Annotated in this window: 11 protein-coding genes; 2 read left to right on the top strand and 9 right to left on the bottom strand. The window is 47.7% G+C overall.

The features are described 5' to 3' along the window. Positions 1–10 precede the first annotated feature (10 nt). On the bottom strand, positions 11–334 hold the full coding sequence (locus K0H60_RS01910; RefSeq protein WP_011627458.1) for a rhodanese-like domain-containing protein: 324 nt from the start codon (positions 332–334) through the stop codon (positions 11–13). 95 nt (positions 335–429) lie between these two features. Then, on the bottom strand, positions 430–1,005 hold the full coding sequence (locus tag K0H60_RS01915; protein WP_220057079.1) for a helix-turn-helix domain-containing protein: 576 nt from the start codon (positions 1,003–1,005) through the stop codon (positions 430–432). A gap of 129 nt (positions 1,006–1,134) precedes the next feature. Between K0H60_RS01915 and K0H60_RS01920 the strand changes: the two genes are divergently transcribed. Further along, positions 1,135–2,322, top strand: coding sequence for a benzoate/H(+) symporter BenE family transporter (locus K0H60_RS01920; protein WP_220058099.1), 1,188 nt, complete (start codon positions 1,135–1,137; stop codon positions 2,320–2,322). A 57-nt stretch (positions 2,323–2,379) separates the two neighbouring features. Here the strand turns inward: K0H60_RS01920 and K0H60_RS01925 are convergent, their stop codons facing one another. Then, positions 2,380–2,835 carry a GNAT family N-acetyltransferase gene (locus tag K0H60_RS01925; protein WP_220057080.1) on the bottom strand — a complete coding sequence of 152 codons (456 nt, stop codon included), beginning with the start codon at positions 2,833–2,835 and terminating at the stop codon, positions 2,380–2,382. 589 nt (positions 2,836–3,424) lie between these two features. On the opposite strand from K0H60_RS01925, the gene hhe reads away from it, so the two are divergent. Further along, complete coding sequence (gene hhe / locus K0H60_RS01930; protein WP_220057081.1) at positions 3,425–9,133, top strand: DUF4011 domain-containing anti-phage protein Hhe; 5,709 nt, start codon at positions 3,425–3,427, stop codon at positions 9,131–9,133. A 398-nt stretch (positions 9,134–9,531) separates the two neighbouring features. Here the strand turns inward: hhe and K0H60_RS01935 are convergent, their stop codons facing one another. The 6 genes from K0H60_RS01935 to K0H60_RS01960 all read right to left on the bottom strand — a co-directional run bounded on the left by K0H60_RS01935 (position 9,532) and on the right by K0H60_RS01960 (position 14,981). Continuing rightward, positions 9,532–10,275 carry a hypothetical protein gene (locus K0H60_RS01935; RefSeq protein WP_220057082.1) on the bottom strand — a complete coding sequence of 248 codons (744 nt, stop codon included), beginning with the start codon at positions 10,273–10,275 and terminating at the stop codon, positions 9,532–9,534. A gap of 10 nt (positions 10,276–10,285) precedes the next feature. Continuing rightward, positions 10,286–11,539 (bottom strand): beta-ketoacyl-ACP synthase, encoded by a 1,254-nt coding sequence (locus K0H60_RS01940; RefSeq protein ID WP_220057083.1) that lies wholly within the window; start codon positions 11,537–11,539, stop codon positions 10,286–10,288. Continuing rightward, complete coding sequence (locus tag K0H60_RS01945; RefSeq protein WP_011715558.1) at positions 11,540–12,265, bottom strand: 3-ketoacyl-ACP reductase FabG2; 726 nt, start codon at positions 12,263–12,265, stop codon at positions 11,540–11,542. It abuts the gene before it with no gap. A gap of 125 nt (positions 12,266–12,390) precedes the next feature. Next, positions 12,391–12,930 (bottom strand): hotdog family protein, encoded by a 540-nt coding sequence (locus K0H60_RS01950; RefSeq protein WP_220057084.1) that lies wholly within the window; start codon positions 12,928–12,930, stop codon positions 12,391–12,393. A 5-nt stretch (positions 12,931–12,935) separates the two neighbouring features. Continuing rightward, complete coding sequence (locus tag K0H60_RS01955) at positions 12,936–14,153, bottom strand: beta-ketoacyl-[acyl-carrier-protein] synthase family protein (protein WP_220057085.1); 1,218 nt, start codon at positions 14,151–14,153, stop codon at positions 12,936–12,938. A 96-nt stretch (positions 14,154–14,249) separates the two neighbouring features. Further along, positions 14,250–14,981, bottom strand: coding sequence for a DUF3261 domain-containing protein (locus tag K0H60_RS01960; RefSeq protein WP_220057086.1), 732 nt, complete (start codon positions 14,979–14,981; stop codon positions 14,250–14,252). Between the last annotated feature and the right edge of the window lie 3 nt (positions 14,982–14,984).

Raw genomic sequence — 14,984 nt, forward strand, 5'->3', positions numbered from 1 at the left:
TGGCTTAGGCCTAGCTTGGCTGGCAGCAGACTAAATCTTTTAGCGAGCCACCGTTAACCACACATTCAAAACCATTGGCCCTTAAAATATCGCAGCCCTTTTGGGCACGAATGCCTGCGCCGCAGTAAAGCACAAAGGGATGTTGTTTATTTTCAACCTGATGTAACCATTGGTCTAGCGTAGGCAGCGGCACGTTGATGGCCTGAGGCAAATGACCCGAGGCAAACTCCTCCGGTGAACGCACATCGATAACGCGCGCACCTTGATCAATCAATTGCCAACACTTTTCACCGTTGCTGCTACCAGATAATTTAGCCAGTAAAGATTGAAACATAGCTTTGCCTCTATGATTAGAAAATTTTCAATAAGTTTATTCTAATGAATTGACAGGTGCAAGTGGCAATCTGTTGGGCGCTTGGCTTGTCGGCGCTACTCGGTGGCAGGCAGTTCCCTGTGGTAGTGGATTAGATCATGAAATACTACGGGTTGGTTGCTTAAGTTACGGTAACCATGGGGTTTATCGGCGGCAAAGCGCACGGCTTCACCCTGCTGTAATGGCTGCCACTGGCCATCGACTAACACTTCCATAGTACCGCTCAGCACGATCACATGCTCGGTCACTCCCGCCTCATGGGGCTCGGAGAGGCGTTCATAGTGGGGCAATAGGGTGAGTTCAAACATCTCAAAACCAAAGCGTGGCTCAAAGGGAAATAGCGACGCCACTAACATGCCGTCGGTTGCTGGCTTTTGGCGTAATGCATCGGCGTTACGAAAGACGGCGCCTTGGCTCTCGGGCGTTGGCTCCAGAAAAGTCGAGAGTGAGGTATTAAAACCGCTGGCGATTTTCCACAGGGTAGCAATGGTGGGGCTAGATTCGCCGCGTTCAATCTGGCCTATCATGGCCTTACTTACGCCTGTCTCGAGTGCCGCTTTATCTAAACTCCAACCCTTTTGGCTGCGCAGTTGTTTTAGGGTCGCGGCAAGATAACTGTTGATGGTCTGCATTGGGTTCTGACGCTTAAAAAATTATTTGTACGTTATAACGCACAAGTGCTATCTTGTCCATCTCGTGCGTTATAGCGCACGGTGAGTGGTTCGATGATCGAGACAATGGTAGGCGGAGGAGTAGGGATGATGTGGCGCGAGGCTTTAGGACTATCAAAAATATCGGCGGGCTTTATTGCCGTGCTGGTGGGCTACAGCAGTTCGGCGGTGATTATTCTGCAGGCGGCAGATGCCGTTGGCGCGACATCGGCACAGATGAGTTCATGGCTGTGGGCCTTAGGTGTTGGCATGGGACTCACCAGTATTGGCCTGTCACTCTACTATAAAAATCCGGTGCTTACGGCATGGTCGACCCCCGGAGCGGCTCTGATGGTCAGCAGCCTTGCGGGTTTGAGTATCCACGAAGCCGTTGGTGCCTTCCTGATTAGCTCTTTGTTGATCACCCTCTGCGGTTTGGCAGGCTGGATGGATAAGCTTATTCGTATCATGCCACCCTCGGTGGCGGCGGCCATGTTAGCGGGGATTTTACTGCAGTTTGGCTTAGGGTTATTTCAAGCCATGCAGACTCAGCTGAGTCTAATCCTCTTGATGTTACTAGTCTTTGTTGTGCTTAAGCCCTGGGCGCCGCGCTACATTATGTTACTCACCCTCGTTGCGGGGATAGGGATGAGTTATCAATTGAATTTATTGCAACTCGATAAGTTTGAGCTGCAATTTGCTGCCCCAGTATGGATAGCGCCTACGTTTTCTATCGCCAGCGTGGTGGGAGTGGCGCTACCCTTATTTGTGGTGACTATGGCTTCGCAGAATATGCCTGGAGTGGCCGCACTCCACGGCCATGGTTATCGCCCGCCTATCTCGCCATTAATTACCGTGACGGGTCTGATGGGCGTACTGTTTGCACCCTTTGGTGGCTTTGCCTTTAACCTATCCGCCATTACGGCGGCCATTTGCATGGGTAAAGAGGCGGACCCTAACCCCGCAACTCGTTATTGGGCGGCTGTGTGGGGCGGAGTCTTTTATTTGATAACAGGTCTACTCGGCGCAACTGTGGTGGGGCTCTTCGCCGCATTTCCGGAGGAACTGGTGCTGGCGATTGCAGGATTAGCCCTGCTTGGCACCATAGGTAACAGTCTGACCGCTGCGCTCGCGGATAACGACGAGCGAGAAGTGGCGGTGATTACGTTTCTCGTCACCGCCTCAGGCGTGAGTATATTGGGGATCGGCAGCGCCTTCTGGGGATTATTAATCGGATTTTTAATGCATTACTGGCACAAGCATCGCGCCTTGACCACAGCTAAACAGGCAAAAGCTTAGCTGTGGTTAGGTCTAGATTGTGGTTCGCCACCTTAGTGGATTGATGTATGTTGAGGCCTAGAGCTTTTTGGTCATAAACAGGCTATTGGGGTCGAGCACGTAATCGGCAAAGGGGCCGCACAGCTCGAAGCCAAATTTGGCATACAGGTTACGGGCGGGCAGGAAAAAGGCCATTGAGCCAGTTTCTAAACTGAGGCGCTGCACACCTGCGGCTTTGGCATCATTGATCAAATGCTGCAATACCTTAGAAGCAATCCCCTGTTGTTTATAGGTGGCGGCGGTCCGCATCGATTTGATCTCGGCGTGCTCGGCATCTAACCATTTTAGTGCACCGCAGCCCGCCAGATTACGGCCATCCCATAGTGTCCAAAAGCGAATATTGGGTTGGCGCAGGCCGTCAAGGTCTAATGCGTGCACACTTTCCGGCGGCGAGGTTGCTCGCATATCCTCGAGGTGCTCAGTTAAAAGTGCTGCAATTTCAGGCCCTTTTAGATCATCTAGTATTATTTTCATTGTTGCTCTCAAGATTAAAATTCCCTGTGTTGTCGCTTATCCATCATAGCGTTATCGCGTTTGGTTGTTTTTAGGGTTAAAACGCCGCGGTGTATAAGCAAAGGGTAGGCCAAGAGTCTTTAGCTAAAGCTAAACGCAGAATCAAAGTCAAAGTAGTGGGGTTCACCCCCTGATTTTTAATCAAGAGTCGACCAAGGAGGGCAGCTCGTCCTATTGATTTCACATCAGCCAAGGCGCCCCCAACGGAGTTGAAAGCCCCTTGTGCTCATAGCCAAATTTGCTATAGCTTCCTAAATCCTCGATTTTCATCTGGCTAAATGGACGGAGCTATAAATTTGGAGCTGTATATACTACCAAATTGAAAAGACACTTCTCTTTTTTGAATGGAAATCTGTTAATATTTAGCATCATTGAGAGCTGATAATTAAATAACTTAAATAGTACGCTTGATAACAATCAAGTTAGTGTTGTTTAACCGGTTTAACACGGCTAGGTTATTGATTCAATAGTGTATGTTTGACTCTAAGAGAACAATAAATACTATAAAATTATTGTTTGAATGGAATTTGCTTAATGCAAAGGAGGCGCAATGGTAATCGCGAAAAATACATCTGATATAAAAGCAGACCTTTTTATTAGTTCATCACTTGAAATGATGCGCAAGAAGCTTCTTGACTTATCCGCTAGAAATCGCCTTCTAAATTTCCCAATTACGAACAAAACCTCTGCCCTGCGAATCGTCGACGAGTTACCCGACCAGCTTTCCAATACTTTATGTTCTGATTTTACTATGGAGTTTGGCCCCGTCGACGAACCGACCCGTGAACAGTTAATTGAGCATGGATATCTACAAGTCGGAAAAGATAAAAAGGATGTGCAGTTAAAGCCTTTTCCTACTGCAATTGAGTGGGCCAAAGTACTAGGGATTAATACGTCTTACACTTTGCCTGGCGGCGATTTTATAGAAGAATCACCACAAGTTAATAAGCACCTATTAGAGCAAGCAAGTGAGTTTATTACTGATTATGCATTAGCACACAATGATAAATTAACAGGTATCCGCTCCAATTATGCTGAACAGGGGATAGATTTAGCCCTATTGACTACGGCTTGTCATCAAGCTGGATACAAAGACCTTGGGGATTTTGAACGCCAAATCAAATCGGGTAATGGTGTTCAAATTGCCCAAGTACATTCGAAGCATACCGATAATAAGATCCAAGTATTGCTATTCCCTGGTGAATTAGAGGCCAGACTAAGAGCCATTTATAATAAAGCCCAGACTGCGTTAGAAGAAAGTGGCGCGAATATCTTGTATCTCGCTCTAGGCTTCCTGGAGTGGTATGAAGCCGATATTTCAGATAAAGCTCGCCTTGCGCCCTTGTTTAGCATTCCCGTCCGTCTTGAGCGCGGTAAGTTAGATCCCAAAGATGGCCTATATAAATATCAGCTGGTTTATACCGGCGAAGATATTCTGCCTAATCTTTCTTTGAAGGCAAAGCTACAAACTGACTTTGCGTTGGCTCTGCCTGATTTCGAAGACGATCAAACTCCTGATGATTACTTTTCAGCAGTTAACAAGCTTATCAAAAAGAATAAGCCTAACTGGTCCCTACAGCGTTTTGGATGCTTGGGATTGTTGAACTTTGGCAAAATGATGATGTATCTGGATCTAGACCCTGAGCGATGGCCACAGGGAGATAGTAACATCACTTCCCATGACGTAATTCGTCGTTTCTTTGTTAGCCAAAAAGGGGAGTCAGTCCCAGCTGGTGGGGATAGTTCTGGTGAACATGATATTGATGCTTACACTGATATTCATAATAAAGTGCCGCTTATTGATGATGCCGATAGTTCCCAGCACAGTGCTTTAATTGACGCTATTCAGGGCCGTGATTTAGTGATTGAAGGTCCCCCAGGCAGTGGTAAGTCTCAGACGATTACTAACCTAATCGCAGCAGCTTTAATGAATGGTAAAAAGGTACTGTTTGTTGCTGAAAAGATGGCGGCGCTAGAAGTGGTTAAAAGTCGTCTTGATAGGGCTGGCCTTGGTGAGTTTTGTTTAGAGCTGCATAGCCATAAAACACATAAGCGTAAAGTGCTGGACGATATTCAGGCGCGTGTGACTTTAAATGCAACGATGCCGAGTCAGATGGAAATCAATGCGCAAATTTTGCGTTACGAAGAGCTCAAGCAGCAACTGAACGAGTATGCCGCTTTAATCAATAAAGAGTGGGAGCAGACGGGCAAAAGTATCCACCAAATTTTGAGTGCTGCGACCCGTTATCGAAGCAAACTTGAGATAGATGCAACTTCACTTCATGTCAAAGATGTCAGTGGTCAATCTCTGAATAAAGTGAAGCAGTTACGTTTACAAGATCAGGTTGCGACATTCCAGCAGATATACCGTGAAATTCGGGAGCAACTTGGGCATGAAGTTGAAATCTACCAACACCCTTGGAGTGGTGTCAGAAATACTGAGATTCAGATATTTGATAGTGATCGTATTGTCGAATGTTTAGCTCAGTGGCAACAGTCTCTTGAGATTTTTGCTCAAGAGTTCCAGCAGTTTATTAGTGATTGGAACATTGATGTTGATGGAATGGACTCTCTTAAACAGATAAACACGGTATTACAGGACCTTAATTCTTTAAAGCCTCTCGCTGGTGGAGAGGTATTTGAAGCTCTACGTTCTTTTGAAGCTGAAGGTGCTATCGAGAGTGTAAGAAGCTATCTTTCGGTTTTTGAGGACTTACAAAAACATTATCAGCAATTAAGCGAGAAGATTCATCCTGACAAACTCAATTCAATTGAACATATCCAACCGCAGGATATGCCTAAAACGGGATTAGATACTTTCGTTATTCCAAATGGGATAACGATTCGCGACCTAGTGAAGTGGTACGAGTCGTTAAATAAGGCCTCACTTACACTTGGTATGCTGACTAATGAGTTAAGTGACTTTAAGCAAGCTCTCCCTTCGGCGATTTCTAATGCAATGGATGATAGTCGTAATGGCTTGCAATTTACGGCTCAGTTACTTCAGGTTATTGCTGGTTTACCGACAGAATTAATATCTCTTCGTGATTCGGTATTTGATGACGATGTTGTTGATACCACGTTAAAAACGCTATCTAAACAATGTGCCGTACTTAGGCCTTTAAAAGAGAGCCTTTCTAAAACCTTTTTACTGGAACAATTACCCACAGCCGAAGAGCTGAGTCAGGCCGTTTTGGTGTTACAACAGGGTGGAATACTGTCTTGGTTTAACAGCAATTGGCGACAAGCACGCACATTACTCAAGTCAGTCATTAATCCAGCCATTAAATTCGCTAAAGCCAAGAATCAATTTGACGAGTTAGTTAAATACCGCTCCGAGCTGAAACAATTTGATGCATGCGATCATGCTCGTTCGTTAGGCAATGCTTTTAGAGGTATTGAGACTGACTATGAACAGCTAACCGCCTTACGTCAGTGGTATATCAGAGTAAGAGAAACCTACGGTGTAGGTTTTGGTCCCAAAGTCGCTATTGGTACGAGCGTTTTAGGGTTGGATTCAACATTAATTAGGGGTGTCCACCAGCTAGAAAAGCAAAAGCTTTCATCGGTATTGCTTGAAACAATATCTATGATCGATAGTTTATTACAGCGTCTACCCAAAAAATCAGTAAATCTAAATCAGCAGCAACAACTTGTATGGGTTGGTGAAGGTTCTTTGCTGGATAGTCTCAGTCTGGAAGTGAGGCAAGCTTTAGAACAACTGCAAAGCTGGTACTTGAGTGATGACACTTTGCTCAGTGAAGCAGGAATATTAGTTAATGCTATTAAGCAAATGCAGCAATGGCATCAAGAGTTAGCTAACAAACGGCCCCTATTAGAACCATTTGCAGATAAGACTATGCCATTGTCTTTTGGGGTGCATAAAGATAATCGTTCGTCTATTGGTATTATCAGCTCCACCTTAGATTTAGCTGAGCATCTTTTAAAGCAAGTGAGCTGCACTTCTTTTGCTGCTTGTATAAGGCAGCTTGAGAATGCACAAAACTATGAAGAATTGCTTGGAGAAGGAGCAAGACTTAAGGCACTAAGAAACAATCAGGCTGACAAATTGTCGGTGTTTGAGTCTGAAACCGAGCTAGATGTCGAGATGTGGTTTAGACCTGTTGATGATTCACTTCAAGGATTAGTCATTCGTAATCAGCGCGCAATTTCGCAACCTCGATGGTTGAATGGTTGGGTTAATTTCACTCGTAATCGAATGCAGATGCATGAGCTGGGATTAGAGCGGATCTGGGAAGCGGTATTTAGTGGTGCTTTGGATATCGGGCAAGCTGATTTGGCCTTGGATTTGGCGTTGAATGATCAGTTATCGAGGGACATTATCAATCAAAACCCAGATTTGGCTAGAGTTTCAGGTACGCAACGAAACGCGATCCAAACCAAATTTAAAATCTACGATAAAAAACTATTCAAGCTTCAACGTGAACGTATTGCAGCCAAAATTGCATCTCGCTCAGTGCCAGAAGGTAACTCCGGTGGCCGTAAAAGTGAATATACCGACTTTGCTCTGATAAGAAATGAGTTGGGTAAGAAGACTAAGCATATCCCAATTCGGCAATTGGTTAACCGTGCAGGAGAAGCACTGTTAGCGTTGAAACCTTGTTTTATGATGGGGCCAATGTCTGCAGCTCATTACCTTGCACCAGGCAGATTAGAGTTTGACCTTGTAGTGATGGATGAAGCTTCGCAGGTCAAACCCGAAGATGCGCTTGGTGTGATTGCTAGAGGCAAGCAAATTGTGGTTGTGGGTGACCCCAAACAGTTACCGCCCACGAGCTTTTTCGATCGTTCAATTGAAAGTGATGATGATGAGGAAGTTGCAGCATTAGGAGATACCGATAGTATTCTAGATGCTTCACTGCCCCTATTTCCGATGCGTCGTTTACGGTGGCATTATCGCTCTCAACATGAAAAGTTAATCGCTTATTCTAACCGTCATTTCTACAACAGCGATTTGGTTATTTTCCCCTCTCCAAATGCGGATTCCCCCGATTACGGTATCAAATTTAGCTATGTGGCTGGTGGACGGTTTACGAATCAACACAATATCGAAGAGGCAAATGTTGTTGCGCGGGCAGTAGTAAAGCACGCACAAACTCGTCCTGAAGAATCAATTGGCATCGTAGCTATGAGTTCTAAACAGCGGGACCAAATTGAACGTGCTTTGGATGAGCTTTGCCGCTCAGATGCTTCAGCAGAAGCAGCAATTAGTAAGCTTCGTGTCCATGATGAGCCTTTGTTTATCAAAAACTTAGAAAACGTGCAGGGGGATGAACGTGATGTCATTTATATCTCTTTCACATATGGCCCTGCCGAGGTTGGAGGTAAAGTTTATCAACGCTTTGGACCGATAAACTCGGATGTGGGCTGGAGACGATTAAACGTACTGTTTACTCGCTCCAAAAAGCGAATGCATGTGTTTAGCTCTATGCGTGCTGAAGATGTGCTAACGAGTGAGACTAGTAAGCGAGGTGTTATCGCGCTTAAAGGTTTCCTGCAATTTGCTGAAAAAGGCATGTTGGATTCAATTTCGACTTCTACAGGGAAGGGGCCGGATAGTGATTTTGAAATTGCGGTAATTGAAGCTTTAACAAAAGAGGGATTTGAATGTGAGCCTCAGGTGGGGGTTGCAGGATTCTTTATTGATATAGCTGTTAAGGATCCTGGTAGTCCTGGACGCTATTTAATGGGGATTGAATGTGATGGAGCAGCTTATCATTCGGCGAAGTCTGCTCGGGATCGCGACAGATTAAGACAGGAAGTATTGGAGCGTTTAGGCTGGAAGATCAACCGTATTTGGTCAACTGATTGGTTTGGCAACCCAGAAGAGGTGTTAGCACCAATTATTCGAGAACTTCATGAGCTGAAGTCAGCAATAAAAGTGACTGTGCCGAATTTGGATGTTGATGAAACAGAAGAAACCGTAGTTCGACCTGCAGTTACATCAGTCGTCTTGAATCAATCAGCAGAGATGAGTTTAAAAGAAAAACTAAGACATTTTGCGCAGCATGTTATCGAGCAGGGCAGCCCTCATACAGAGGACGATTGTCGATTGCTGCGACCTGCAATGATTGAAGCGCTTTTGGAACATCAGCCTTTATCTCGTTCTGAATTTGTCGAGCGGATTCCACAATATTTAAGACAGTCAACTGATTCGTCGGAGGCGCAAAGGTACCTTGACCATGTTCTAGCATTAATAGATGGTTCAGATTCAGTATCCAGTACTATAACTGTTTAATGAAATTATGAATCGGGAGTTGAAAATCACATTAGGGTGAGTTGAAGTGTTAGCATTTGTTGCTTGCTTACACCCTGTATTGGTATTTATGTAGAGAGCTCTTTAAGTCGTAGAAGTTACCGATGCATGGTGATTGGCAAGACGTCCGCCCCATTGCCGCTTTTGGGCATCCATGCAATCGCGGCATTTGTGAATTCATTACATCAGACGGGGCAGTCGAGCATCTAGAGATGGACTTGAAAAACATCCGTGTTTAATGGCTCTCGTTCATAAGCTTAGAAACCCTAGGTTTCTATTCACCGTGTCGTCGAGTCAGTACCATGGTTGGTCTACAAATGAGATCAAAAAGCCGAGATGCTTCTCGGCTTTTTATTAACGCTTTTACGAATCCAAAGGGATTAGTAGTACTTCTTCAGATAGCTTTCGGCGTAGCTTTTCAGCTTTTTGTTTGGGTTGTTGTTGGCAATATTTTCAATCACTTCGCGGTATTGCGTATTACCCGATGCGGCGAGGGCCTTGGCCATATTGGCGTAGGTGTCGATGGCTAACTTGTCGTTGCTCATTAGGCGTGGATTTTTCAGCTCAACGCTAAGGCGCTCTAATAGAAAATCATCGTAGTTTTGATCGTCCATTATGCGTTTAGCGGCGAGGCGCATCAGCTCTAAATCATCGCTTTTCAAGGCGTTGGCAAAGGCATTGTTCTTAGGGCTTTGCTCGGCTACATATTGGCTCTTATCCGCTAAAATGGCGTTCCACTTCTTGTATTGCGCTAGATTTTCAAGGGCTTGTGATGCGTACTTCTTTAGCTTCTTATGGTAGCTGCCATTAACTATGTTGCTGATGGTCGCGCTGTATTTGTCATTACCCGAGTAAGCTAAGCCTTTGACTAACCAAGCGCTGTAGTCGATGGCGTTTTTCTCGGTGGCAAGGGGCAGGGATTCGATCAGTTTGGCCTCTAACACATCGTAAATGGCGGGATCGGATAATCCGGCAATCGTCAGTGCTTCGATGGCTTGTTTTTGCTTAAATTGATTGTCGCCTTTAAAAATTTCTTGATAGGTTTCAACCGTATATTCCTGCGCCCACACAGGTGAGCCCAGTAAACTAATGCCGAGTAAAATGCTTGCTACTAATGGTTTCATTGATATGTCCTTATGTCGTTTTCCAGCGTTTAAAAATCAGTGAAGTGTTGATGCCGCCAAAGGCGAAGTTATTGCTCATCACATAGTCAGTGTCGAGTGTACGTGGCTCGCCGCGAATGTAATCGAGTGCTGCACATTCTGGGTCGATATTGTCGAGATTAAGCGTAGGGGCAAACCAGCCCGCATTCATCATTTCGATACTGACCCAAGCTTCTAGCGCGCCGCAGGCACCTAAGGTATGGCCTGTGTAGCTTTTAAGGGATGAAATCGGCATATCCGCACCGAAGACGGCGTGCGTTGCATGGGTTTCGGCAACGTCACCGCGATCGGTCGCAGTGCCGTGGGCATTCACATAACCAATGGCATCTGGCGTGAGCGCCGCATCTTTAAGGGCTAAACGAATGGCGATTTCCATAGTATCGCTATTGGGCTGAGTCACATGCTGACCATCGGAATTAGTGCCAAAACCGACGATCTCAGCATAAATTTTCGCGCCGCGCGCTAAGGCATGCTCTAACTCTTCGAGCACTAGTGTACAAGCGCCTTCGCCAATCACTAAACCGTCGCGATTGGCATCGAAGGGGCGAGGCGTTAGCTCTGGCGTGGCATTTTTGGTGCTGGTGGCAAATAGGGTGTCGAATACTACCGCCTCGGTGGGGCAGAGTTCTTCACCGCCACCCGCGAGCATTAAGGTCTGCTGACCGTATTTGATGGCTTCATAGGCATAGCCTATGCCTTGGCTACCCGAAGTACAGGCGCTGCTGGTGGTATGAATGCGTCCCTTAAGGCCAAAGAAAACCCCCACGTTTACCGCAGTGGTGTGAGCCATCATGCGGATATAGCTGGTGGCGGTGACGCCTGACATATCGCCATGTTTGAGCATATCGCCAAAGGCGATCAGCGGATCGGTGCTGCCGGTGGAAGAACCATAGGCAATCCCCATTTCCCCCGAGGTGACGATAGGGTCGTCCAAGAGTCCTGCATCCATCAGTGCAAGCTCGCTGGCGCGAGTTGCCATAATCGAGACGCGTCCCATGGAGCGGATCTTTTTACGGGAATAGTGGCTCGGCACCTCAAAGTCTGTAATAGGGGCGGCGAGGCGAGTGTTTAGTCCGTCGTATTTATCCCATTCCGCCATCGTCACGACACAGTTTTTTTGTGCCTTAAGGCTGCTTGCGATACTTGGCCAGTCATGGCCTAGGGCGCTGATACCGCCGATACCGGTAACGACGACTCGTCTGCCTAAGGGATTGCGCTGCGTCATTTAGATCATGCCTCCATTCACCGAAATCACTTGGCGCGTGATATAGGCAGCATCGTCCGACATTAAAAAGGCGGCTAAGGCGGCGATTTCATTCGGTTTACCCATGCGGCGCATCGGCACTAACTGCTCGACCATATCCTTAGGAATATCCGCCACCATATCGGTTTCGATCAAACCTGGTGCGATGCAGTTGACGGTGATCTTACGTTTGGCCAGCTCTAAGGACAGTGCCTTAGTGGCGCCAATCAACCCGGCCTTGGAGGCGCTGTAGTTGACCTGGCCACGGTTACCCGCAATGCCTGACACTGAGGCTAGGGTGATGATACGGCCACCCTTGCGGCCTTGTACCATGGGCATTACGCAGGGGTGAATGACATTGTAAAAACCATCGAGGTTAGTGTGGATTACGCTGTCCCACTCGGCTTCGCTCATCGCTGGGAAAGCATTGTCACGATTGATGCCTGCATTGAGTATCACGCCATAGTAGGCGCCATTGGCCTCGATATCGGCCTCAATGGCGGCTTTTACCGCGGCGCGGTCGGCAACATCAAACTTCAATAGGCTGACGTTCACCCCAAGGGCGCTAAGCTCTGCGGCGCTGGCATCGGCTGCGGCCTGATTGCTGTGATAATGCAGGGCGATATCGTAGCCCGCCGCGGCCAGTTTAAGGGCGATGGCTTTGCCAATACCGCGGCTCGAACCTGTGACTAATACTCTGTTATTCATCTTTATTTCTCCACCCGTGATGCTTGATGATGAGTTGTTTATGCATCAAAGGGCTAAATCCTTTTGTAGTGCGACTGACGTTGCGTCGGTTTAAAGCTTGGCGCTTGTGAGCGCTAGGCCAGACATTAAGCCTGACTGGAGGCGATATACGCTTGGGTGTCCTGGGGTTGGAACACGTTCACATTGGCCTCGGCCACGAGTTGTGGTGTTTGCTCCGCTCCCGCCTCCGGCAACAGATAAATCTGGCAATCGAATACCGCCAGTCCCGACTCTTCTTGATAGAGGCGTTTAACCCGAGTGCGGTAGCGGCGATTGAGTTCGTACTGCGCTGTGTGTAAGGCTAATTTACGCGATCCCAATAAAAAACCCACTCGGATTTTATCGTGGCGCAGTTTGGCCTCAACACCGGCGAGGGCAGCGATGCTCTGCGCCATATACTCGATACCCACATAATTGGGAACGGCCTGACGTTGCTCGTCAAAATAAGCACTCTGAGGAGTGATCTGCACTTCGGTTTCGAGCGCATCCAGCAGATGGTGAATAATCTTATCAATCAAGATCATCGGCGCGCGGTGCGGAATAAAATCGGCAATATTCTGCTCGGCTAATTGTTGCAGCCACATCGGCTCGGCGGGTGCCATTGCAGTGTCAGTAGAACTGGACATAAATCTTAAGCCCCTTTACGGCAAAAAATCAGGCTGGCATTGCTGCCGCCAAAGGCGAAGGAGTTGCTCATCACATAGTTAAGCCTGCCATGCTCGGCGCATTGCTTGGGCGCGACTAAAGCTATGTTGGGATCCTGTGGATCTGGCTGCCCATCAAACCTGTGGGGAGGCAGGGCAAGATGGTGATTATGGGGTGAGAGCAGTAAATAACAAAATGCGGCTTCAATCGCGCCCGCGGCACCTAAGGTATGGCCGACCAGCGGTTTGGTTGAGCTTGCGGGTGGCGGTGTATCGCCAAATACCGAGGCTACGGCGCGGCTTTCCATCGCATCATTTTTAGGCGTTGCTGTGCCATGTAGGTTTATATAATCAATCTGTTGCGCCGATATTTGTGCATCATCAAGCGCGGCCTGCATGGCGGCAATCGCCCCAGCGCCTTCGGGATGTGGCGCCGACATATGGTGCGCATCGCTCGACTCACCGATACCTGCAAGCAAAACGCAGGCTTCATTTGCAGTGTTGTCTGTCGCTAAGGTCAGGGTAAATAGCGCGGCGCCTTCACCGATATTGATGCCATCGCGATTGGCGCTGAAGGGATTGCAATGTCCCTTGGAAACCGATTCTAGGGCGTGAAACCCGTTAACTGTCAGTTGGCACAGGCTGTCGATACCGCCGACGATCACCATATCGCACAGCTTGGCCTCGAGTAGGCGTTTGGCGCTGGCAAACACCTTAGCGCTGGAGGAGCAGGCGGTCGAAATGGTGTAGCAAGGGCCTTGGAGCTCAAATAACTGGCGTAAAAAATCGCTGGTGCTGCCGAGTTCCTGCTGGAAATAATGGTAATCGGCGGGGAAGTGGCCGTGTTGATTGCGATAGGCCAAGGCGGCTTCGCCCTTCGAAATCCCCGAGGTGCTGGTGCCTAAGACAACGCCGATGCGGTCGGCGCCAAACTCACCTTTGGCTTGCTCTACGGCATCGCGAATTTGCAGTGCGGCAGCAAGGAGTAATTGATTATTGCGACAATCGAATTGCGCCAGCGCGGCAGGAATGGTCGGTAACGACTCAGTGACGGGCGCAACCAGTGTCGACTCCCCAAATAGCAGAGTATCACTGGTTTGCATGGCACTGGTATCGCCTGCAATCAAGCGGGCTAACACCTGCTCGGGCGTTTGCCCTAACGGGGTACACAATCCAATTTGTGTAATGGCGACTCTGTTGTTCATTGCTGCTTGCTATACCTATGGCCTTTGATCTGAGCAAGGCTAAAGGCTCATATCAATAGGCTGTTAACGGGTGCCTATGGCATTGTCAAAAGACGATTAAATGGGTTGTATCTCTAACTCAAACTTTGCCTGTGGCATGGTCAAATTAATGTGTGCTTGCCAGAGGGCATCGTCGGTCTGTTGCTGATAACGAATTTGTATCACTTGAGTCTGGCTATCGCTGCGACTGATCAGCGTGTCTTGGCTATAAAACTGGCGACAGGGAAGAGTGTCACACAGTCCTGTCACTAACTCGCCGCCCTCTAAATGGCTTTTAATACTCTGCTCCGGCCAATAGATGAGTTGCATCATCGCCATCAGGTATTCAGCCTTAAACTCATCCCCTAGCAAGAGACTCTGTTCACTGCTGAGTGTATTCCCATCGTAAACCAAGGTAAACAATGCCTGCCCAAGGGGCGCGAGCCCGACCAGCGTCATCCGTTCCCCTTCGAGTTCGAGCTGGGTGAGTAGCTCGTGGGTGTTATCGCCCACCTTAATACTCACCTTCTGACTAAAGGACTGGGGCGAGGATACCCCAGCTTTGCTGTCACCTTGCTGACTATTACCTTGAATTTTAGGGTCATTCGTCTGCGGCTTATTGAGCGGTTTATTCGTTGCAGGGCCAAAATCATGGGGCAGTGGTGCTAAGCAGTAACGCATATCTTTCGCCAAACCGACACAGGTTTGCCGATAGAGCAGCTCGCTGCATCCCATCAAACCTAGGCTGATAAGGAGCAGGCTACACGTCGCAATAGTTTTGCGACTTTTGGCGTTAAGGCTTAAGCGCATCGA

Source organism: Shewanella mangrovisoli, from assembly GCF_019457635.1.
Classification (GTDB): domain Bacteria; phylum Pseudomonadota; class Gammaproteobacteria; order Enterobacterales; family Shewanellaceae; genus Shewanella; species Shewanella mangrovisoli.

Coding starts and splice junctions, on each gene's coding strand:
- hhe (WP_220057081.1), top strand. CDS start 3,425: ATGGTAATCGCGAAAAATACATCTGATATAAAAGCAGACCTTTTTATT.
- K0H60_RS01925 (WP_220057080.1), bottom strand. CDS start 2,835: ATGAAAATAATACTAGATGATCTAAAAGGGCCTGAAATTGCAGCACTT.
- K0H60_RS01960 (WP_220057086.1), bottom strand. CDS start 14,981: ATGCGCTTAAGCCTTAACGCCAAAAGTCGCAAAACTATTGCGACGTGT.
- K0H60_RS01950 (WP_220057084.1), bottom strand. CDS start 12,930: ATGTCCAGTTCTACTGACACTGCAATGGCACCCGCCGAGCCGATGTGG.
- K0H60_RS01940 (WP_220057083.1), bottom strand. CDS start 11,539: ATGACGCAGCGCAATCCCTTAGGCAGACGAGTCGTCGTTACCGGTATC.
- K0H60_RS01945 (WP_011715558.1), bottom strand. CDS start 12,265: ATGAATAACAGAGTATTAGTCACAGGTTCGAGCCGCGGTATTGGCAAA.
- K0H60_RS01910 (WP_011627458.1), bottom strand. CDS start 334: ATGTTTCAATCTTTACTGGCTAAATTATCTGGTAGCAGCAACGGTGAA.
- K0H60_RS01920 (WP_220058099.1), top strand. CDS start 1,135: ATGTGGCGCGAGGCTTTAGGACTATCAAAAATATCGGCGGGCTTTATT.
- K0H60_RS01915 (WP_220057079.1), bottom strand. CDS start 1,005: ATGCAGACCATCAACAGTTATCTTGCCGCGACCCTAAAACAACTGCGC.
- K0H60_RS01955 (WP_220057085.1), bottom strand. CDS start 14,153: ATGAACAACAGAGTCGCCATTACACAAATTGGATTGTGTACCCCGTTA.
- K0H60_RS01935 (WP_220057082.1), bottom strand. CDS start 10,275: ATGAAACCATTAGTAGCAAGCATTTTACTCGGCATTAGTTTACTGGGC.